The sequence below is a fragment of the Peptococcaceae bacterium genome (assembly GCA_024655825.1).
Taxonomy (GTDB): domain Bacteria; phylum Bacillota; class Peptococcia; order DRI-13; family PHAD01; genus JANLFJ01.
On record JANLFJ010000012.1, the window covers coordinates 61,586 to 82,847 of the forward strand.

Here is a 21,262-nt window from a genome sequence, read left to right on the forward strand (position 1 = left end):
TAGAAATTGCTTCTATCAAATAACCTGAAACATTATATAATCGCAGTTTGATTATTAAGGAGGTGATAGCGTTTATAAATCCGAGAAAAATCTTTGCATGGGGAGGCGATTAACTGAGTTCCGGTAAAAAGAATGTCTGAAAATATTAATAATTACCTCGCGGATCCTAGTCTATCTTTAAATCAGACTTGTTCTTTCGTATGACGTTAGATATGAAGGGGAGGGAATATCCATATGGGAGTTTTAATCGCTGTTATTGTATATACTGTGGGAATATCGCTTATCACTACTTATTTAGTAAAAAGAAATGAAAAGGCCGGTAAAGACAATTTTATGCTGGCAAGCCATAGTTTGCCGTGGTACGTGGTAGGGGTAACCATGGGATTGACCGTCCTCGGGGCGGTACACGTGTTTGGACTGCTGGAGATGGGCTTCATCATGGGCGCCGGGGCAATATGGTTTTCCCTGGCCGTTGCCTTCAGCATTGTCCTCGCCGGATTCTTTACAGGCCCGTGGGTACGCAAGCTGAAGTTTGCCACGATGCCTGAGTTTTTTGCTGCGATATTTGGCGAAAAGATTAGGTTGCTTGCCGTGTGTGGTACCGTAGGCGTGGTTTGGGGATATTTAACCTTAGAAACACAAGGTTTAGGAATTCTTTTTTCGTTGTTTACCGGGTGGGATATCAAGCCTGCTATTATTCTGGGTGCGGTACTTGGACTTCTGTACGTTTATCTGGCAGGTATGAAACAAATCGGCTGGCTTAACCTGGTAAATACGGTAGTCATATATAGTGGCTTAATCGTGGGGATTGTCTTCTTTTCCGCAAAATTACCTGGTGGAAACTGGGAACAAGTAAACAATTTTTACTTGCAAAAATCCCAGGCATGGATGCTGAACATATTGTCAACTCCGGAAATTCTCTACGGTTTTGCCTTGAGTTTGCTGGTAGCAACAGCTTTTGCCAATGCTGTCAGCCAGACTCTTTTACAATCTGCAATATCTGCAGATGATGAGGCAAGCATCAGAAAATCCACCTGGGTTGCTGTGCCGGTTAATGGTCTGTTTGGTGTTTTCACCGTTGCTATGGGTATTGCGGCAGCAAGCGTACCGGAATATGCCAAATTAGGGCCGAAAATGGCTGGCCCCACTATGATCGTCAATTACCTTCCGCCGTGGTTGGTGGCCTGGTTGTTGGCCGGCTTTTTAGCGGCTGTTTTATCTACTTTTGCTATGCACTCCATGTCAACGGCAACATTGTTTGTCAAAGATATCTATGTCAACCGCTACAAGCCAAATGCCACAGAAGAAGAGCAGACCAGGCTTTGCCGCATCCTGATTTTGCTTTTGGCTGCTTCGGCTACCGCGGTAGGCACGTTCCTTCCCACTATTGTGGCCGCTGTATCTTGGCTGAATTCGTTCTTGGCTCCTTTATTCTTTGTCCTGGTGGCAGGACTGTTCTGGAAAAGGTCGGAGGCAGCGGGTACAATAACTATTTTGGTTGCATGGATAGTAAACATTTTATGGTCATTCACTTCATTGCCAAAACTTTTAAATATGCCTCAGGACATAAATGGCTATATAACGGTTTCGATAACCTTGGTATTGGGCATTGTCTTGTTTGCCGCTATGGACGGAAAGCCCGGGCTTTTCAAAGAACGCAAGGAAAATTTGGTTTCTGTATCCAGTGCTGAATAATTAAAAGAAAAGTGCTTTGGGCCGCGCATTACTCCACGCCACTACTGAATTAATTTTGTTTGGAGAGGTGATTATCGATGTTTTGGCCGTTTTTTCTAAAAGTGTTGATAATTTTGTTGATTGAAGTAGTAATTGGTCAGATGCTTTACTCATTACTGTTTAGAGGGAAGGAGAGCAAGAGCTAATGGAAGACGTGATCGTAACCAAATATTGGATGATGGGTGTCATTGTTGTAATGTTGATTTATGCAATTTCGTATTTTGTCTTCTCGAACAAGGGTTCTGATAAATCAACGGACAAACCCGTACGATAGGCGCTTAAATCTATTCAACTAATCTTCTGTAAACTGGGCGGGGGAAAATATACAAATATTATGTCAAGAAATTGCGTTGTTATATTGATCCCCCGTTCACTCCCTTGCTTTAAGCAAAGTATGGTAATTTGAATGGGAGGAGAAGGATGTTATGAGTGGCGTATTGGCTGAAGGCGCTGAGAAAGGCTGGAAGAACTACGATGATTTTGCAGCCGGGCAAGAGACAAACCGCTTGCCAAATACCGACCATTGGGTAGGAAAAGAACTGAGTATTAAACTGGAAAACCATAAAACACTGAAACTGTCTTTTGAAAGAGAAAAGGTAAAATGGGATTACAACGGCGAAACAGGTAAAGATACTTATGAAGAAGTTTGCACTTCTCCCAATCATTACTTTATAGACATTCAATTTGCCAAAAGAGCCAATGAATGCTTGACAATTGTCATGAACAGTCAAACACGACGGGCAATCACTGTGCGCTCAATCGTGCGTGAGCAGGTTCCTGCCGGCGAACCGCGTGTGACTCAGGAGTTTCTTGTAGGAGACATCCTCGGCGGAAATCCCAGCGGTGAAGTGCCAGGTCCCACCCGTGATTTGATTGGTTACCGTCAAATCAATGTGTACAGCCCCAACCATACTTATGAACATATTTATGTGAATTCGCAGCGTTACGCATGGCAGTGCTTGAACGGTGTGCAACGGGGCCACGGTGACATGGATTATGCCAGTTACTATAAACTGGAAGATAAAATGTATGTTTTTACTTTTAGGGAAAAGATTATCCCTTGCGCTTCCGTCTTTTTCTTTGATTACAAGATAGGGCGTTGCACAGGAAAATTCATTGGGATAACCAAAGACGGGAAAATTGAGAACACCCGTGCTGGCTCATTTATTCAAAGAATGAGTTACAACTGCTATCCTACCGGTGTTGAGCCTGTTTGAGGAGGTCCCTCAAGTGAATGATAATATCTCAACGATCAAAAACCTGTATGCCACAATAACTCTCGGCGATAAGAATAATATGCTGATGGAAGCAATGAAGTAGAAAAATGTCGGAATCTGAAAGGTGAGGAGATGATTATGCTTCAAGAAGTAATGATATCTCCGGGAAGAATAAACTTTGAAGATGTGCCCAAAGCCAAGCTTAAAGCCTGGCGAGATTCTGATCCGGATGAAATGTGTCGGGATTTGCGGATCTGACTTGCATGTTTATCATGGCAAGCTCCCCTTTGTTAAATACCCTATAGTTCAGGGGCATGAGGGTACAGGGGTGGTTGTTGAAGCAAATGATTGCAAAAAAATCAAAGTAGGAGACAGAGTAATAGTTAGGCCGCAAAAGGTATGTGGAAGATGTGATCCTTGCCGGAATGGCAGTTATCACATTTGCGACAACTTGCAGATTATGGGCATCCATACCCCGGGCTTGTCTTCGGAATATGTAGCCGTGCCTGAGAAAATGGCCGTAATAATACCCGAAGATATACCCTTGGATGTGGGGACGATGATAGAGCCTCTTTCTGTAGCTGTTCATGCTGTCAATTTGGTTGGAAGTGTCGAAAACAAAAACGTCTTGATAATTGGGGCAGGAACCGTTGGAAATCTTGTTGCGCAGGTTGCAAAAGCGAAAGACGCCAAAGTAATGATAACCGGCCGTACGGACTACCGTTTGGAGTATGCTAAACAGCTAGGCATTCACTATTGTATCAATGATTCTAAAGAAGATGTGGGGAACGCTTTGCAAAAGGTTTTTGGGCAAGGAGCTGATGTAACGTTCGAGTGCATCGGAGTGGAATCATCGGTTAACCAGTCATTTGCTTACTGCAGAAAAGGCGGAAAAGCAGTAATAACCGGTGTAATTGGGGAAAAACTCTCGATCGCTGTAGGCATCATCCAGGATAAAGAGTTGACGGTGTATGGATCGCAGATGTACCGGGAACAAGACTATCTTGAATCGATTTCCCTCATCCAACGGGGCAAAGTAGCGTTGGCTCCCCTGATCACAGCACACTTCTCGATGAAAGAATACCTTGAGGCGTATAGATTTATCTTATCCGGAAGCAACAAAGTCATGAAGGTAATAATAAACATTGGGGAAGGCTAAACCAGTGTTAATAAAGGGCAGCAAGCAATTTTCAATTGTTTATTTATGATAAAAATTCCAGGAGGAGTATCAAAAATGAGTTTTATGTTTGGAATTCCTGCTTTTACTTTTTTTGGTGAGGACAGTTCAAAACAAGTCGGAGATCTTATTAAATCCTTAAATTGTAAAAAGGCTTTTTGCGTGTATGATAAAGGGGTAAAGGCTGCCGGTATTGTTGACAATCTTATTGAGATTATTAAAGGCGCGGGCGTTGAAGTTATGGAATATGACGGAGTTCTGCCCAATCCGCCTGATACGATCGTCGAAGAGGCTGCCCAAATCGCCAGGGGAGCAAATGTCGATATTGTGGTAGCTATCGGTGGCGGCAGCTCGATTGATTGCGCCAAAGCTATCAACATCCTGCTATCCAATCCATCTCCCATTAACCAGTATGATGGTCCCAACAAAGTGCAAAATCCAGGCAAACCCTTAATAGCCATTCCTACTACTGCCGGCACTTCCAGTGAGGTAACCAGAGTTACGGTAATAACTGATACAAAACAAATCAAGAAAATGGTTATTCTCGGCCAAAACGTAGGCGCTACATATGCTCTAATTGATCCTCTGCTCACCCTTGGTTTGCCGCCTGCCATCACTGCCGCCACCGGTATGGATGCTTTGACCCATGCAATTGAATCTTATACTTCTGTTACAGCTTCTGTAGCTACTGAGATCAACTCCCTTAAAGCAATCGAAATTATTGTTAATAACCTGCCCGAAGCGGTCAAAAACGGGAGCAACAAAGAAGCAAGGTCTAACATGATGCTCGGTTGTCTGCTTGCCGGTATCGCTTTCTGCAACGCCGACCTGGGACTTGTTCATGCCATTGCCCATCCGCTTAGCGCCCATTGCGGTCTGGCTCATGGCGATGCCAATGCTGCTATGCTGCCCTATGTTGTATCTTACAACGCTGCTGTGGTGCCGGAAAAAACCAAGGATATCGCCGAAGCCATGGGGATTGATGTCGAGGGTAAAAGTGCGGCGGAAGCAGCGGATATGGCCTTTAAGGCGATTAAGGAGCTGTCCAAGGAAATAGGAATACGCACTTTGAAAGACCTTGGTGTGCCCAGGACAATTTTTAACACAATTGCTGAGGATGCTTTGAAGGAAGGGGCTTTGATGTTTAATCCCCGCAAGCCAAGCAAAGGTGAAATTTTGGCTTTGCTGGAGCAAGCTTTTTAGGTAAACAGGGCACATAGTCTCATTATTCCAGGACAAGTGTTTTCAAATGATGACGAGGAGGCCAACCGATGCTAAAATTCTTACGAGTAAATATGAAGGATAAGTCCATTGTCTATGAGGACGTGAAAAACGATTATGCTTTCTTTGGAGGACGGGGTCTTATTGCCAAAATCTTAAATGATGAAATCGATCCCAAGTGTGATCCGCTCGGTGAAGAAAACAAACTCATAGTATGTCCTGGATTGTTGACAGGGACCATGGCGCCTTGCTCCGGCCGCTTATCAATCGGGGCAAAAAGTCCGTTGACCGGAACCATCAAAGAATCGAATTCCGGTGGTACTGCCTCCCAGATGATCGCTCGCTTGAATTTAAAGGGGATAATTATTGAGGGAAAGCCCAAGCCGGGGGAACTGTTTTTTCTCTTGGTTAGGGCAGATGGGGCCAAGCTGATTCCGGCCGAAAAGTTTTCTTTAATGAATAATTATGAATTAACAAGTGTTTTGCAAAAGGATTATGGTTCGAACATTGGCATAATTTCCATTGGGGGAGCAGGGGAACGGGGTTATAAAAACTCCAGTATCCAGATTACTGATACATTAGGACATCCCAGCCGCGCTGCCGGACGAGGCGGATTAGGTTCTGTGATGGGATCAAAAGGGATCAAAGCCATAATCCTGGATGCACCCAAAAGTGTTCCTCAGTATCTGGATCAGGCCAAATTTTCCCAGGCAGCCCGAAAGTACGCCAAAGGTATCACCGAGCATCCTGTTTCCGGGCAAGGTTTGCCGGCTTTAGGCACAGCCAGCCTGGTAAATATGGTAAACGCCCTGGGAGCACTGCCGACGATGAATTATCAACAGGGGTCTTTCGACAAAGCAGAAGATATTTCCGGCGAAAAACTGGCTGAATTGCAGAAAACCAGAAACGGCAAGACCGGACACAATTGCCATCCCGGATGTGTAATAAAATGCTCGAACATTTATAATGATGAAAACGGCAACTATCTCACATCCGGATTAGAATACGAAACCATTGCCTTAAACGGTGCAAACTGTGGCATATCTTCCTTGGATGCCATTGCCAAGATAGACAGGTTTTGTGATGATTTTGGCCTGGATACTATGGAGACCGGTTGTACAATGGCTGTTTGCATGGAAGCAGGCAAGCTGAGATTTGGGGATATTGACGGGGTTTTTGGTTTGCTCCGGGAAATGGCGGAAGGAACTGACTTTGGCAAGCTCCTTGGCCAAGGCACCCAGTATGTCGGTCAAAAACTGGGCGTAAAAAGAATTCCTGCGGTGAAAGGCCAGTCTATGGCCGGATATGATCCCAGGTCCTTGAAAGGAACCGGAGTTACCTATGCCACATCGCCGATGGGCGCGGATCATACATGCGGCAATACTCTAGGAAATCCCACGGTCGATCCTCATAAAAAAGAAGGGCAAGTAGAATTGTCCAAAAACACTCAGATAGAAGTTGCCGCATTTGATAACTTAGGGATGTGCCATTTTTCAGAATTTTGTACGGCTGATCCCAAGAATATGGCGGCATTACTAGAAATGATGGAAGCTTATTTGGGCGGGGAATGGAGTGTCCAGAGACTGTTGGGAATTGGAGTGCAAACATTGCGCCTGGAAAGAAACTTTAACAAAAAGGCGGGCTTTACAGAAAAGGACGATATACTGCCGGAGTTTATGTATCAGGAAACTTTGGCGCCGCAAAACACTATATTCGATATTAGCGGGGACGAGCTGCAAAAAGCTGTACAATACTAGGATAACAGGATAATGCAAATTGAGTATGCAAATAAAACTCTATTCTTTATTAAGAATGAAATATCAGGACTATGACGGTGAAAGGGGCATAACGGTCGAGTGTAAAGAGAACATGAGAATCAAGGATGTTTTTGCACACCTGGAAATAGATGAAAATGATGTCGGAATGGTTCTGGTCAACCGGAAAATAATAAAAAATATGGACACGGAAGTCCATGAACATGACGTCATTCATCTGTTCTCTGCTGTTCCAAGCGGCGGCTGATTGTGTGGCAACTGTAAATAAAAATATTTAGGGGGGAAATCATCACAGAATGAACACACTCCAGTTTAATAAATGCATATTAGTTTGTTAAATACTATTGATTGCGTATTGTATAAAAGGTTATAATTAAATAAAGATAAAAGAATACCAGGCTGGATGATGTTATCACGAGTAGCTTGGATATGGTATTAAGACGATCTCTTAATACTGAGTAGTCAAGCCTAGCTCATGAAAACATGACGAGTTGTATTGTTGTGTTTTCGAGGCTGGGCTTTTTAATTTGCTCTAAATCCCAAGGAGGTACATGTTAAGGCTGCTTTTAGTGAGAGTAGGAAAAAGATGATTTAAAGGAGGAGAAGATGCCATGGCGATCCAGGCAACCAGGGAAGACATTTACACCCGGGGCGGGCTGTTCGACGAGATGATGGATAACTGTTTTGATGCCGCCGTTCTGATTGACATGAATCTTCGAATCATACACCACAGCGCGGGAGCAATCGAACTCTGCAACGGACTGAGTTCCGAGGAGGCGGCGGGCAGGCACATCAAGGAACTGGACCCTGTGTCGGATTTCGAAGGGGTGATTAAAACCGGCAAAGCGTCGCGCTATTCTTTTGCGATGATCCAAGGGCATAACTGCATACAACACATGATCCCCATTTATTGTGGGAATGAGATGATCGCCGTGCTGGGCGGGATCATTTTTCGAAATCTTTCGGGGTTAAAGAAAATACTTTTAGAACACAATGTGGAGCAGGAGGATAATCACAGTCTTTACGACCAAATCGCCCGGATAGAGACCAATTATACCTTCAGCGATTTTATCGGCCAGTCTCCGGTGGTGCGCAGGGTCCTGGAAAGGTGCAATAAGCTTGCCCCGCTGAAGCATTCTGTCTTGATCATTGGCGAAACGGGGACCGGGAAAGAGATTCTGGCCAGCGGCATCCATGCCGCTGGCCGCCAGAGCTGCAGGTCGCCTTTGGTCAAAATAAACTGTTCGGCCATCCCCAGCGAGTTATTGGAGTCAGAGCTTTTCGGCCATGAAAAAGGCGCTTTTACGGGCGCAGTCTCCAGCAAGAAAGGGAAATTCGAACTGGCCGAAAACGGATCAATTCTGCTGGACGAAATCGGCGAAATGGACCTGAAGATCCAGGCTAAGCTGTTGCGGGTACTGGAGGAAAAAGAATTCGAACGGGTGGGTGGAAACTGCCTGATACCCCTGAAAGCCAGGATCATCGCCTCCACCAACAAAAACCTTCAAGCCCTGTGCGAGCAGGGGAATTTTCGTTCTGATTTGTATTATCGCCTGTGCACTTTTGAGGTTTATATACCGTCTCTGCGGGAACGCCGGGAAGACATCCCGCTCTTGTTGAGCCATTTTATGAGCCGTGCCGGATTGAATATGCCTTTTAGCCCCCAAGCGCTGAACCTGCTGATCAATTACGACTGGCCGGGCAATGTGCGCCAGCTTCGGAACATGGTTAATGCCATGGATATCCTGAAAGACAAGAAAATGATCGAGGAAGAGGATATCAGGGAACTACTCAAGCTCCCGGAATCATATCCCAGATTCAATAAACCGGAAGACTCCGGCCAGTTGTTTAAGCATGTGGAAGTTCAGGAAAAGGAACACATTCTCCGCATTCTCCGACAGACAAACATGAATGTGGTGCAGGCGGCCCGGGTTTTAAAAATCCACCGCCGCACGCTTTACAATAAAATAAAAAAATATGGAATAAGGCTGGATAGGCATTCCAGCTCGGCATAACGCCAGGGAGAAGAAATACACATGAGAATGTGCAATATGGGAACAACGATGCACAGTTCCCGATAAAAGACGAGGTAAAAGGCCAGACTTTGTCCCGGTTTTCACATGTTTCCCGGTTGTTCTTGGACTTGGCATGCAGTTTGCATAATTTAGGCGAGGGGTTGGAAACACCCCGGAAATCTCAGGCCGGGAATGATAAACGGCAATCATGAGGCGTCGACAAAGAGACAATCTTAGACCCCAACCGCAATGAAACACCTGAATTCTTTAACCCCCTGAGATTGATAGTCAAACATGAAGCCCGGGGTTGGGGTCTAATTACCAATGTTCTTAAAATTACGGAAAATAACAATGGAGCAAAGGGGATGAAGTTGTCTTGATTGGTGACCGCACGTGACAAGCATGAAAGAAAGGCAGACAAATTCTTTTGGGGGGATTGATTGTGGATCCGATTATAGTTGGGCTTATCGGGATTGTGGTGTTGGTCATATTGTTGTTCATGGGGTTGCATGTTGGCATGACCATGTTAATAGTCGGTTTTGCCGGATATGCTTATGTGGTCAACCCGATAGGGGCCTTGGGAGTGTTGAAAACTATACTGTACACCACAGGCAGTAATTATACCTTGACTGTCATACCTCTCTTCGTATTGATGGGTCAATTCGCTTACTATTCGGGACTAAGCAAGAAGCTGTACGATGCGTCGTACAAATGGCTGGGACACCTGCCCGGCGGACTTGCGGTGGCCACGATCGGAGCCTGCGCTTTTTTTGCGGCCATCTGCGGGTCCAGCACGGCTACGGCAGCGACCTTCGGTACCGTCTCCTTCCCGGAGATGAAGAAGTACCGCTATGAACCAGGGCTGGCAACCGGGGCTATTGTCGCGGGAGGCACTCTCGGCATCCTGATACCGCCCAGCGTTGGATTCATCCTCTATGGGGTCATAACCGAACAGTCGATCGGCCGCCTTTTTGCCGCCGGCTTCATTCCGGGATTTATCCTTGCGCTGAGCTACATGACGGCTGTTGTGCTTCAAGTCAAGAGAAAACCGGAGATAGGGCCTCCGTCGGAACGCTTCAGCTGGCGGGAACGGCTGGCAGCCCTTCAAGACGTTCTGCCGGTGCTGCTGTTGTTTGTCTTCGTCATCGGCGGCATTTTTACCGGCATTTTTACGGCCAATGAAGGAGCGGCGGTGGGGGCTTTCGGCACGTTCCTCTATCTTGGCTGGTGCAAGCGGATAACCCTGAGCAATGTGATGAAATCCCTCCAGGATACGATGCGGACGACAGCCATGATCTTCCTGGTCATCATCGGCGCTTATGTCTTCGGGTATTTCCTGGCTGTAACGAAGATCCCCATGAACCTGGCCGCTTTCATCTCGGGCCTGGCAGTCAACAGGTATATCATCTTGTCAATCATCATGTTGATGTATGCTTTTTTGGGTTGTTTAATGGACTCTTTGGCTATGGTTCTCCTGACCGTTCCTATTTTCTACCCGGTTATCATCGGGCTGGGTTTTGACCCCATCTGGTTCGGGGTATTAATGGTAATGGTTATGGAAATGGGCATGATCACTCCGCCGGTGGGGATGAACATATACGTCATCAAGGGTGTGGTAGGAGACGAAGTCAGCATGGGAACCATTTTCAGGGGAGTTATTCCCCATGTCTTCGCAATTATCGTGGCTCTCGTCGTTATGATCGCTTTCCCGCAGCTTTCCCTGTGGCTTCCCGGTCTCCTTTATTAATGCGGGGAAATCTATGCGTGAAAATGAAACGGCAGAGAAAGGAGGGTTACGTTTTATTTTTCCCCGGTCTAATTCATGAATCAATCTGACTAGGAGGAATGAAGAGGTATGAGAAGTAAAAAGCAGATGACCTGGTTAATAGCCCTGGCGATGATTGTAATGCTGATGGTGACGGGTTGCGGCGGCGGCCAGTCAAAACCTGCCGAGCAACAGCAGGCCGCTTCCGGGAAAAAGGTTGTAGAACTGAAATTCCATCACCACGATCCAGCCACCAGCGCTGCCGGCAAATTCTTTGAAAAGTGGTGCAAAGAGATTGAAGCCGCTTCCAATGGAACATTGAAGATTACTGTTTTCCATGGCGGCGCGCTTGGTTCCGCGAAGGACACTTATGACATGGTTGTCAACGGGACAGTTGATATGGCCTGGGGCGTAACGGCTTATTTCCCGGGACGTTTTGACATGACCGACGTTTTTAATCTTCCCCTGTTGGGTATTGAAACAGCCGAGGAAGGCAGCCAGATTTTCTGGGACCTCTACACTAAAACCGATTACCTGAAAAAAGAATACGAACCGTTCAAGGTGCTCTTTCTCCACTGCCATGCCGATGTACCCCTGGCCCTGAAAAACAAGGCCATAACCAAAACTTCCGATCTCAAAGGCGTGAAGGTCAGGGTGGCCGGCAGCATGCCTACTGAATTCTTTAAGGCGTTGGGAGCTTCTCCCATTGCCATGCCTGCGACGGATGTATATACATCCATGGAGAAAGGCGTGTTGGACGGTATAGCTGCCGACTGGCACCTCCTGAAGTCCTTCAAGATTATTGAACAGGCCAAGGAGTATTTGGACGTAAGACTATACACCGGCCCGCTGTTCTGTGTCATGAACAAGAAAGTATATGAATCGTTGCCGCCGGAGGCCAAGAAAGCCATCGACGAAAAGGCAGGGCAGTATGCTGTTGCGGCGGCCGGCAAAAACTGGCAAGACACCCGCGACGAGACAATTGGCTTGATCAAGGCGAACAATGGCCATGTAAACGAAATGACCCCGGCCCTGAAGGCAGATTTTGAAAAAGCCGCCAAATCTGTCTGGGACATATGGATTAAGGCTGGCGAGGCCAAAGGGTTGCCGGCCCAAAAAGTGTTCGATTTCGTAAAGGCTGAAGCTGCGAAGAAATAGACCATCTGGCTTTTAATGCCGGGGCTGAAACGACAGGTGCCCGGTTTCAGCCCCGGCATTATAGAAAGTTTTGTTGGCTATCAAGCGAAAGAAGGTGTTGCTGTGCGGTCCTTTGAAAAACTTGTGGAAAAGCTTAGCTTTGGACTGAACATCATAAGCATGTTGACGACTTTTTTAATGATGCTTTTAATGGTGACGGACATTGCCTTGCGGTTTTTGTTCAGTTCCCCGATTCTTGGGGCTTTTGAAATTGTTGAGCTGATGATGGTGGTGGTGGTATTTTTCTCCTTTGCCCAGACCCAAGTGAAAAAAGGGCATGTTTCAGTAGACGTCGTGACCAACATCCTGCCCTTAACCGTAAGAAGGTTTTTTGGGATCATAACCTTGTCCCTGGCGGTGGTTATGACGGCGATTATCACTTATGCCACCTATCTCCAGACTGTCACCGTGATGAAGGAAAAAATGACAACAGCCGTATTGTATATAAAGATTTATCCTTTCTATCTGGTCGTTTTAATAGGAATGGCTGTTTTCGGCCTGACACTGGTTGTTGACCTTATAAAAAGCATTATGAGCTTGGTCGGGGGTGCGAAATCCTGTGAAAGTTGTTAAGGCTAACGAGGGTACGGTATACGAAGCCCCCAATCATTATGGAATGTGGGGGGTTCGCAAGTTTGGCCCACCAGAAGGGGCCAAGGGGATTAACGTTTCTATTTCGGAGTTCCTGCCGGACGGCGGCGCTGCCATGTCCTCTTCGGACAAGGAGAGGATCTATTACGTCCTGAGGGGTTCCGTCACCATTGAGGACGAAACAGGGAACAAACATGTTCTGGAAGAAAATGACTTGATCCATATCCCGCCCGGTGAAAAGCGGAGCATATCCGTTAACGGCCTTGTCGCAGCATGGGTTTTGGTGATCATGGTTATGAAAGACGAGGTTAAAAAATGAAGCAGCTTAAAGATATTGAAAAAGTGGCGGTCCTGGGAGCGGGGACCATGGGACCGGGGATTGCCCAAACCTTTGCCATGGCCGGGTATGACGTAAGCATATATTCCCGTTCGGAAGGGACCCTGAAAACAGCAAAAACAATAGTCAAGACAAACCTGGAGACCTTTGCTGAAGGAGGATTGGTTCAAGCCGACCAGATCGATGGCATTCAAAAACGAATTCACTACACATCTTCAGTCCCTGAAGCTGTTAAGGGAGCAGATTATATTGTTGAGACCATCGTTGAGAAGAAGGATGCCAAGAAGGCGATCTTTGAGGAATTGGACCAACTTTGCGGGCTTGATGTTATAATGACGAGCAATACTTCATTCATGAATATCGACGATTTTATTCCGGAGAGAAGAAAACCATTTGCCGTAAGCGCCCACTGGTTTGCCCCGCCGCATATCATCCCGCTGGTGGAAGTGTGCAAGGGAGAAAGCACGCTGCAAGAAACCTTGGACTTGGTGGTAGCCCTGATGAAAAAGGTTGACAAGGTCCCGGTTGTTATGGAGAAGTTCATTCCAGGGTTTGTTGTAAACCGGATTCAGCGGGTGCTTGGCTGGGAGACCTTTTACCTGCTTGATAACGGGTACATTACCCCGGAACAGTTGGACTTGGCTGTAAAAGCGAGCTTGATGCCAAGGGGCATGGTTTTGGGCCTGGTTCAGCGCTACGACTTTACCGGGATTGACTTGACCGCCAAAAACCTGGAGAACAAGGATGTCATAGACCCGCCCATGGATAAACATCCCAGGTGCATCTATGATCTGGTGGACGCCGGTAATTACGGCGCGAAGACGGGCAAAGGGTTTTACGATTATAGCGGACGGTCCCTGGAGGAGGTCCTGAAGAAACGGGACAAGATGCTGCTTAAGGTCTTGAAAAACACCAAAGAATTCATCTATGAAAAAGTCTGAATGAGCTTAAAGAATTAGGTTGTACAGCACAAGGAGGAATCAGGAAATGAGCAAAACAAGAATCTATGATTTGTCACAGCCCTTTGGCGTTGATACACCCCTTTGGCCTTTTCCTGGGCCGCGCCAAGATTTGATGTTCCCAAGGGCAGAATACTTAGGCCGCTTTCACAAGAGGAGCGTCGTCTACACCGGAACACTGCATGCGGGCACTCATATGGATGCGCCGAGCCATGTTCTGCATCCGGAAGAAGGCGGCGTCATGCTGGACAAAGTCCCGCTGGAAAACTGCTACGGCACAGGTGTCATTGTTGATTTTCGTCACATGAAGGATATGAAGTGGCACATTGTTACACCGGATGATCTTGAAAAGGCGACGCCCAAGATTGAAAAAGGCGATTTTGTGGTCTTCAATACGGGCATGCATCATTATTGGCGCCATAACAACTATAAATACTTTAACCATTATGCGGGTCTTGGCCCGGAAGCTGCCGACTGGTTAATCAACAAAGGCATAAAAGGCGTTGCCGGCACATGGGGAGCAACCGACAGCCCGCTGTGGCACTACCCTCTCGCGCAGACAATGCCCTGGCTTGACCGGGAGTACAGGAAAGAAACGGGAAATAACCCTGATGAATTGTTCCCCGATTATGAACCATGCCACAGGTCTTTGATGCGGAACGGCATTGTGACTATTGAGAATGCCGGCGGAGACGTTGACTTGGTGACGGGGAAACGCTGCACCATCGCGGCCTTCCCGTTCCGTTGCGAGGTGGCCGACGGCGGTATGGTGCGGTTAGTGGCTATTGTTGAGGAATAAAAAAATCTAGATGACAGGAGATTGAAATCGACATGGATATGCCGAAAGGAAAAGTAATAATCACCGTTGCAGTCAACGGGGCTTTTGTGACCAAGGACATGACCCCGGCTGTGCCCTATACCCCGGAAGAAGTGGCCAAAGACGCCTATGAGTGCTATAACGAGGGCGCGGCGGTCATACACATCCATGGCCGGGAGGCCGACGGTAAGCCGACCGGCTCCAAAGACTATTTTGCCAAAACATTTGAACTGATCAGGAAAAAATGCGACATCGTCACCAACGCCACTACCGGCGGCGGTTCCAATCTGACCATCGAAGAACGGATTAAATGCCTGGAAGCCATGCCAGAGTGCGCCTCCTTGAACATGGGCACCATGCTGCGCACGGCGGGGGCCGGGGCTGGGACTCCGTGGATCAACAAACCGGAAGATATCGAGGCCTGGGCTGTAAAAATGAAAGAATTGGGAATAAAGCCTGAAATGGAGTGCTATTCCCAGGCCATGTTCAGGGAAGTGCAAAATCTCATCAAAAAAGGGCTGCTGGAAACACCTTATTTGATCAATTTCGTTATGGGCATGAAGTACCAGGGCGCGGTTGACGCTACGCCGGAATATTTGATGTCCATGAAGCAGCTTATGCCCAGGGAAGCCATGTTCAACGTAACGGCTGTAGGCTCTGCCCAGCTGCCGATCACCACTATGGGGATGATTATCGGCGGCAATGCCCGCGTTGGAATTGAAGATAACATCATGTACGCCAAAGGCCGCCTGGCAAAAAGCAATGCCGAATTGGTTGCGCGGACGGTGCGGATTGCCCGGGAACTGAATCTTGAACCCTGCACGCCTGATGAAGCCAGGGCGATCCTCGGAATCAAGAAGTTTAATTATTGATTTAGGGAGAGGCATTTACCATGAAATTGTTTGATTTGACAGGGAGAAACGCTGTGGTGATCGGGGGCGCCGGCGGCCTCGGGCAAGCAATAGCCCAGGGTCTTGCCGAAGCGGGCGCCAGAGTGGCGATTGCCAGCCGCAAAGAGGAATCCCTGAGGAGAGCTGTTAAGGAAATAAAAGAAGCCAGCGGCTGCGACGTAACATATTACACGGTCGACGCCACCTCAGAGGAGAGCATCCAAGCCCTGGTTGACTCCACAGTGAAAGATTTTGGCAGGGTGGATATTCTGGTGAACGCCCAGGGTTACAATAAAAAGTTCCCCGCTGAAGAATTCCCCATGGACGTATTTAAGGAGATGTTTGACGTCAACGTGGCTGGGGTCATGATGTGCTGCAAGCATTTTGGCAAACACATGATTAAAAACGGCTATGGCAAGATAGTTAACTTGTCATCCGTCCGCGGCAGGATTGCCACCAAGGGGCCGGGAAATGCAGGGTATTGCGGCACCAAGGGCGCTATTGACATGATCACCCGCCAACTGGCGGCCGAGTTCGGCCCTTATGGTATTACCGTCAATGCCATTGGCCCGACGGTGACTGAGACGCCGATGATGACGGAAATTCTAAACAGCCGCGGGCCGGACGAAAGAAAAAGACTGGCAGAGGCGCTGCCCTTGAGGAGAATGGCCTTGCCCTCCGACTGCGTTGGGCCGGCAATATTTCTTTGCTCGGAAGCGTCCTGCTTTGTGACCGGCAATATCATTTACCCCGACGGCGGCCTCACAGCCATTGGTTAGTATTATCGTTATTTTATTTCAAAGGAGGAAACGGGATGGCAGAACAGATATTTACCAATAATACCGTTTGCGGTCCGGTGCATGTGCATGTGGAAGACGGTAAAATTACCCGCATCAGGCCATTGCAGTTGGACGACAGCGATCCCAAGGACTGGACAATTGAAGCCCGGGGACATAGATTTACGCCTCCCCGGCGGGTTACCGTAGGCCAGCCCACCATGACTGAAAAAGACCGGGTTTATGCCGAAGACCGGATAAAGTATCCGATGATTCGTGAGGATTTTAATCCAAACGGCGAAAGAAACCCTCAAAACAGGGGTAAGTCCGGTTACCGCCGGATCAGTTGGGATGAGGCTCTTGACATTGTGTCTTCAGAAATCAAGCGGGTTCAGAGCGTCTATGGCAAAGAAGCCTTATGCGCCATGACTTCTTCTCACCACTGCTGGGGTCTGGTGGGCTATAAGGCCAGCGCGTTCAAAAGATTCTTCAGTTTTACCGGTTATACCCAAGTATATGACAATCCCGACAGCTGGGAAGGATTTCATTGGGGAGCCACCCACACATACGGTTATTGGTGGCGTTTGGGGGCTCCGGAGCCGTATGATCTGTTGGAGGATTGTTTGAAAAATACCGATATGATTGTTCACTGGGCCAATGACCCGGATACAATCCGCGGCGGTTATGCAGGGCAGGAATCAGCCATCTGGCGGGTCTGGATGAGAAAACTGGGCATTAAAATGGTCTATATCGATCCCTTCTGCAACTTTACGGCCGTGAAGGATGCCTATAAATGGCTGGCGCCGCGCCCGGGGACAGAAGCTGCCCTGGCGGAAGCCATCGCCTATGTTTGGATTACCGAAGGGACATATGACAAGGATTTCATAGCCAGGAAAGCCCATGGTTTTGATGAATTCAAGGCGTATGTGCTTGGCCAGACAGACGGCAAACCCAAAGACCCAGTCTATGGGGCGGAGTTGACCGAGCTTCCCGAGGCTACCATCAAAGCCCTGGCCAGGGAATGGGCCAGTCACCGCACCATGCTGGCTTGCGGCGCCCGGGGCGGATTCGGCGGTGCCATGCGCACGGCCTATGGCCATGAATGGGCGCGCCTGATGGTGCTGTTGGCAGCCATGCAGGGCATGGGCAGGCCGGGGTCCAATTTCTGGGGCGCTGTTCTGGGCGCGCCGTGCAACACCGATTTTGTCTTTCCGGGTTATGCCGATAAATATGGCAATATTGCCAGCCCCGCGGTGGCCAAAATCGTGCCTGTAAACCCGGTAAAACAAAAACTTTACAGGCTGTTGCTGCCGAAAGCCTTTACCAAGCCGCCCGTCAGCTGGTTTGGCGAGGGTTTTTGCGGAGAGAGTTTGGAACAGCAATTCACTCCGTACCGCTATCCTATGGCCGGCCACTCTGAAGTCAAGATGTTCTATCGTTATGGCGGCTCGTTCTTTGGCACTATGTGCGAGACCAACGATTATATCGCCATGTACCAGAGTCCAAGGCTGGAATGTGTGGTTGGCCAGGATATCTGGTGGACTCCCGAAATGAAGTTTGCAGACGTCATCCTGCCGGCCTGCACAAACCTGGAGCGGTATGACATCGCGGAGGCCTCCAGTTCGGGTGGTTATTCACAGCACGCGTCCAGCGGCTGTAATCGCCGGATATGCGTAATGCAGAAAAAGTGCATCGAACCCTTGTACGAATCAAAATCCGACTACCAGATTTTCACCGAGCTGGCCGAACGCTTGGGCTTTAAGGACCAGTACACAGAAGGTCTGGACGAGTTAGGCTGGTGCAGACGCTTTTTCGAGTTTTCCGATGCTTCAAAATACATCAGCTGGGAAGAGTTCTATAAAAAGGGGTATTTTGTGGTGCCCATGCCGGAAAATTACAAGCCGACCCCGGCCTACCGCTGGTTTTATGAAGACCGGGTGTGCGATACCCCCGATCCGTCGCCCAAGAAGACAGATAAGCTGCACACCTATACCGGCAAGATCGAGTTTGTTTCCGAGAGCCTGAAACACTTCACCCCGCACGATACCGAGCGCGGGCCCATGCCGCGTTACCAGGACAGCTGGGAGGGCCATAAATCCGAGCTTTACAAGAAATATCCCTTCCACATGATCAGTCCTCACCCCCGTTATGGTTACCATACCCATTATGACGCTCATGCCAAATGGCTGTGGGAGATTCCCGAGCACAGGGTCATTAAGGACGGCAACCCCTATATCGTGGTGCGCATTCATCCCGACAACGCCCAAGCAAAGGGCATTAAAGAAGGGGATATTGTGAAACTGTTCAATGACCGGGGCGCGGTGCTCGGCATTGCCCGCCTGACGGAAAGGGTGCGGCCCAATGTGATCCATGTTTACACGTCCTCTGGGATATACAGACCTCTGGAACCGGGGAAACCAAGTCCGGACAAGGGCGGTTGCGTAAACATCCTGACCTCGAAACGTTTCATGTCGAAAAATGTTGCCGGATTTGCCCCCAACTCTTGTCTGATTGATATTGAAAAGTGGGAGGGACAGTAAAATGGCACGATACGGCATGGTTATTGACATAAATTTGTGTTCCAGTTGCTATGCCTGTTTCCTGGCCTGTAAAGACGAACACTGCAACCAGGCTCACTTGCCCGTGGCAGCCGCTCAGCCGCATATGGGACACCGCTGGATGAACATCCGGGATATCGAGCGGGGAAAAACGGCCAGGGTCAAAGTGGCCTCCATCCCGGTGCCCTGCATGCATTGCCAGGATGCCCCGTGCGAGAAAGCGGCCCAGAATGGGGCAGTGACGCGCCGGCCTGACGGGATAGTACTGATTGACCCGGTTAAGGCCAAAGGGCAGAAGCAGCTGGTAGAGGCCTGTCCATATGGTGCAGTATACTGGAACGAGGGAGAAAGCCTGCCGCAAAAATGCACGATGTGCGCCCATTTCTTGGATGCGGGATACAAAGAGCCGCGCTGCGTGGAGGTGTGCCCCACGGGAGCATTGACTTTTGGAGATTTGGACGATCCTGAAAGCGAGGTTTCCAAAAAAATGGCTGGAGGGGCTGTAGTTCTGCCTCCGGGGAATGACTCGATGATGCCGCTGGTCAAGTATCTTAATGTGCCCGGCATGCTGGTGGCCGGCACCATTTTCCTGACCGATGTCAAAGAGTGCGCCAAAGGCGCCCGCGTTACCCTGTCGGGCGACGGAACCGTTAAGACCGTAACAGCCAACGGTTTCGGCGATTTTGAATTTGAGGACCTTCCCAAGGGAGCGGAATATTTCCTCACCATTGAGATGCCGGGCTACGCGCCCTGGAAGACGTCGCTCAGGACGGATGACCACTGGGTAAGTGGAGATATTCAGTTGAAGAAACTGTAAGCAAAAGGAGAGATTAAATTATGCGTGAGGAAGTAGTGATTGTCGACGCGATACGGACCCCCATCGGCAACATGGGCGGGACATTGAAGGATATCTCTGGGGAAGACTTGGCCTGCTTGGTGCTTAAAGCGCTGCTGGAACGGACGAAGCTGGATCCTGCCGCAGTGGACGAGGTAATTGTGGGGCAGACGAAGATTTCCGCTGATGCGCCCAATATCGCGCGCACGGCAGCTTTAATGGCGGGAGTGCCCATAGAAGTGCCGGCTTATACCGTCTCGCGCCAGTGCGGGTCCGGCCTGCAGGCAGTTAACTCCGGAGCGCAGGCCATTATGAGCGGTCAAGCGGAGGTGGTTCTCGCTGCCGGGACGGAGAGCATGAGCAATGCTGTGTTTTATTTGCGCCAGGCCAGGTATGGCTACCGGTCCGGCAACGGGGTCCTGGTGGATTCCAATACGGAGAGCCAATTCAGGTCCCAGCCTCAGGACATGTTTGGAGTCTTTAACATGGGCATGACGGCAGAAAACCTGGCTGAAAAATACCGGATTGCCCGGGAAGAGCAAGACCTTTTCGCCTTCAGGAGCCAGGAGAAAGCCAATAAGGCTATCCAAACCGGAAGATTCAAGGAAGAGATTGTTCCGGTTCCCGTCAAGCAGAAAAAAGGCGAACCGCTGCTGTTTGATACGGATGAGTTTCCCAAGCAGACGACCCTGGAGAAAATGGCCAAGCTGCCGCCCGCTTTCAAAGAGGGGGGTACCGTCACTGCCGGGAATTCTTCGGGACGGAACGACGGGGCCAGCGCGCTGCTGTTGATGTCGGCCAAAAGAGCGCAAAGGGAAGGGCTAAAGCCTCTGGCTGTACTCCGCAGCCAGGCGGCAGTCGGAGTGGACCCCCGGATTATGGGCATAGGGCCGGTCAACGCCAGCAGGAAAGCGCTGGAACTGGCCGGATTAAAGCTGAACCAAATTGACCTGATTGAATTGAACGAGGCCTTCGCTGCTCAATCTTTAGCCTGTATTAAGGAATTGGATCTGGACCAGTCAATCGTAAATGTGAATGGAGGGGCCATCGCCCTGGGCCATCCCCTGGGCTGCACAGGCGCCCGGATCATGACCACCCTGCTGTATGAAATGAAGCGCCGCAAGGCCAGATATGGACTGGCGACCCTGTGTGTCGCCGGCGGTCTCGGTCTGGCGGACGTGGTAGAACTTGTTTAGCCGCTTGATATCAAGGCCGTTTTCTCCTAATCACTCCTCCCTTTTTTGCGGCGTCCTGGACGGGCCGGATGAACAGTATTACAGCCTTATATAGCTATAGCAGCTGAATCTGCCTGCCGCCGGTACGTCCAGGACCGCCTCTTGTTTATTCAAAAAGCCTGGGGCCATCAAACTGCCGGGACAAGCGGGAGTTTGGTGGCCT

General features: G+C 49.0%; 18 protein-coding genes. All 18 read left to right on the plus strand.

All coding sequences use genetic code 11. The features are described from left to right. The first annotated feature begins 234 nt into the window (after positions 1 to 234). The 18 genes from NUV48_06470 to NUV48_06555 all read left to right on the plus strand — a co-directional run bounded on the left by NUV48_06470 (position 235) and on the right by NUV48_06555 (position 21,060). On the plus strand, positions 235 to 1,695 hold the full coding sequence (locus tag NUV48_06470) for a sodium:solute symporter family protein (GenBank protein MCR4441781.1): 1,461 nt from the start codon (positions 235 to 237) through the stop codon (positions 1,693 to 1,695). 464 nt (positions 1,696 to 2,159) lie between these two features. Then, entirely contained in the window at positions 2,160 to 2,951 is a 792-nt protein-coding gene (locus tag NUV48_06475) for a molybdenum cofactor biosynthesis F family protein (protein ID MCR4441782.1), read from the plus strand. Between the two features lie 184 nt (positions 2,952 to 3,135). Next, on the plus strand, positions 3,136 to 4,110 hold the full coding sequence (locus NUV48_06480) for an alcohol dehydrogenase catalytic domain-containing protein (GenBank protein MCR4441783.1): 975 nt from the start codon (positions 3,136 to 3,138) through the stop codon (positions 4,108 to 4,110). A gap of 75 nt (positions 4,111 to 4,185) precedes the next feature. Further along, entirely contained in the window at positions 4,186 to 5,331 is a 1,146-nt protein-coding gene (locus tag NUV48_06485; protein ID MCR4441784.1) for an iron-containing alcohol dehydrogenase, read from the plus strand. 68 nt (positions 5,332 to 5,399) lie between these two features. Next, complete coding sequence (locus NUV48_06490) at positions 5,400 to 7,106, plus strand: aldehyde ferredoxin oxidoreductase (protein MCR4441785.1); 1,707 nt, start codon at positions 5,400 to 5,402, stop codon at positions 7,104 to 7,106. Between the two features lie 25 nt (positions 7,107 to 7,131). Beyond that, complete coding sequence (locus tag NUV48_06495) at positions 7,132 to 7,371, plus strand: MoaD/ThiS family protein (GenBank protein ID MCR4441786.1); 240 nt, start codon at positions 7,132 to 7,134, stop codon at positions 7,369 to 7,371. A gap of 364 nt (positions 7,372 to 7,735) precedes the next feature. After that, the gene (locus NUV48_06500; GenBank protein MCR4441787.1) at positions 7,736 to 9,139 is read left to right on the plus strand and encodes a sigma 54-interacting transcriptional regulator; all 1,404 of its coding nucleotides are present in this window, start codon (positions 7,736 to 7,738) and stop codon (positions 9,137 to 9,139) included. Between the two features lie 442 nt (positions 9,140 to 9,581). Next, on the plus strand, positions 9,582 to 10,886 hold the full coding sequence (locus NUV48_06505) for a TRAP transporter large permease (GenBank protein ID MCR4441788.1): 1,305 nt from the start codon (positions 9,582 to 9,584) through the stop codon (positions 10,884 to 10,886). 108 nt (positions 10,887 to 10,994) lie between these two features. Continuing rightward, positions 10,995 to 12,062: a TRAP transporter substrate-binding protein gene (locus tag NUV48_06510; protein ID MCR4441789.1), complete on the plus strand. Its 1,068-nt coding sequence runs from the start codon at positions 10,995 to 10,997 to the stop codon at positions 12,060 to 12,062. 102 nt (positions 12,063 to 12,164) lie between these two features. Further along, positions 12,165 to 12,674 (plus strand): TRAP transporter small permease, encoded by a 510-nt coding sequence (locus tag NUV48_06515; GenBank protein ID MCR4441790.1) that lies wholly within the window; start codon positions 12,165 to 12,167, stop codon positions 12,672 to 12,674. Then, on the plus strand, positions 12,661 to 13,011 hold the full coding sequence (locus tag NUV48_06520; GenBank protein MCR4441791.1) for a cupin domain-containing protein: 351 nt from the start codon (positions 12,661 to 12,663) through the stop codon (positions 13,009 to 13,011). Before NUV48_06515 ends, NUV48_06520 begins: the two co-directional genes overlap by 14 nt. Continuing rightward, positions 13,008 to 13,970: a 3-hydroxyacyl-CoA dehydrogenase family protein gene (locus NUV48_06525; protein MCR4441792.1), complete on the plus strand. Its 963-nt coding sequence runs from the start codon at positions 13,008 to 13,010 to the stop codon at positions 13,968 to 13,970. Before NUV48_06520 ends, NUV48_06525 begins: the two co-directional genes overlap by 4 nt. A gap of 46 nt (positions 13,971 to 14,016) precedes the next feature. Continuing rightward, positions 14,017 to 14,787 (plus strand): cyclase family protein, encoded by a 771-nt coding sequence (locus NUV48_06530; protein ID MCR4441793.1) that lies wholly within the window; start codon positions 14,017 to 14,019, stop codon positions 14,785 to 14,787. A 32-nt stretch (positions 14,788 to 14,819) separates the two neighbouring features. Beyond that, positions 14,820 to 15,677, plus strand: coding sequence for a 3-keto-5-aminohexanoate cleavage protein (locus NUV48_06535; GenBank protein MCR4441794.1), 858 nt, complete (start codon positions 14,820 to 14,822; stop codon positions 15,675 to 15,677). 20 nt (positions 15,678 to 15,697) lie between these two features. After that, a complete protein-coding gene (locus NUV48_06540) occupies positions 15,698 to 16,474 on the plus strand; it encodes a glucose 1-dehydrogenase (GenBank protein MCR4441795.1) in 777 nt (258 codons plus the stop codon). A 35-nt stretch (positions 16,475 to 16,509) separates the two neighbouring features. Next, positions 16,510 to 19,011 (plus strand): molybdopterin-dependent oxidoreductase, encoded by a 2,502-nt coding sequence (locus tag NUV48_06545; GenBank protein MCR4441796.1) that lies wholly within the window; start codon positions 16,510 to 16,512, stop codon positions 19,009 to 19,011. Between the two features lies 1 nt (position 19,012). Further along, complete coding sequence (locus NUV48_06550; GenBank protein ID MCR4441797.1) at positions 19,013 to 19,846, plus strand: carboxypeptidase regulatory-like domain-containing protein; 834 nt, start codon at positions 19,013 to 19,015, stop codon at positions 19,844 to 19,846. Positions 19,847 to 19,866: 20 nt separating this feature from the next. Beyond that, a complete protein-coding gene (locus NUV48_06555; GenBank protein ID MCR4441798.1) occupies positions 19,867 to 21,060 on the plus strand; it encodes a thiolase family protein in 1,194 nt (397 codons plus the stop codon). Positions 21,061 to 21,262: the final 202 nt, after the last annotated feature.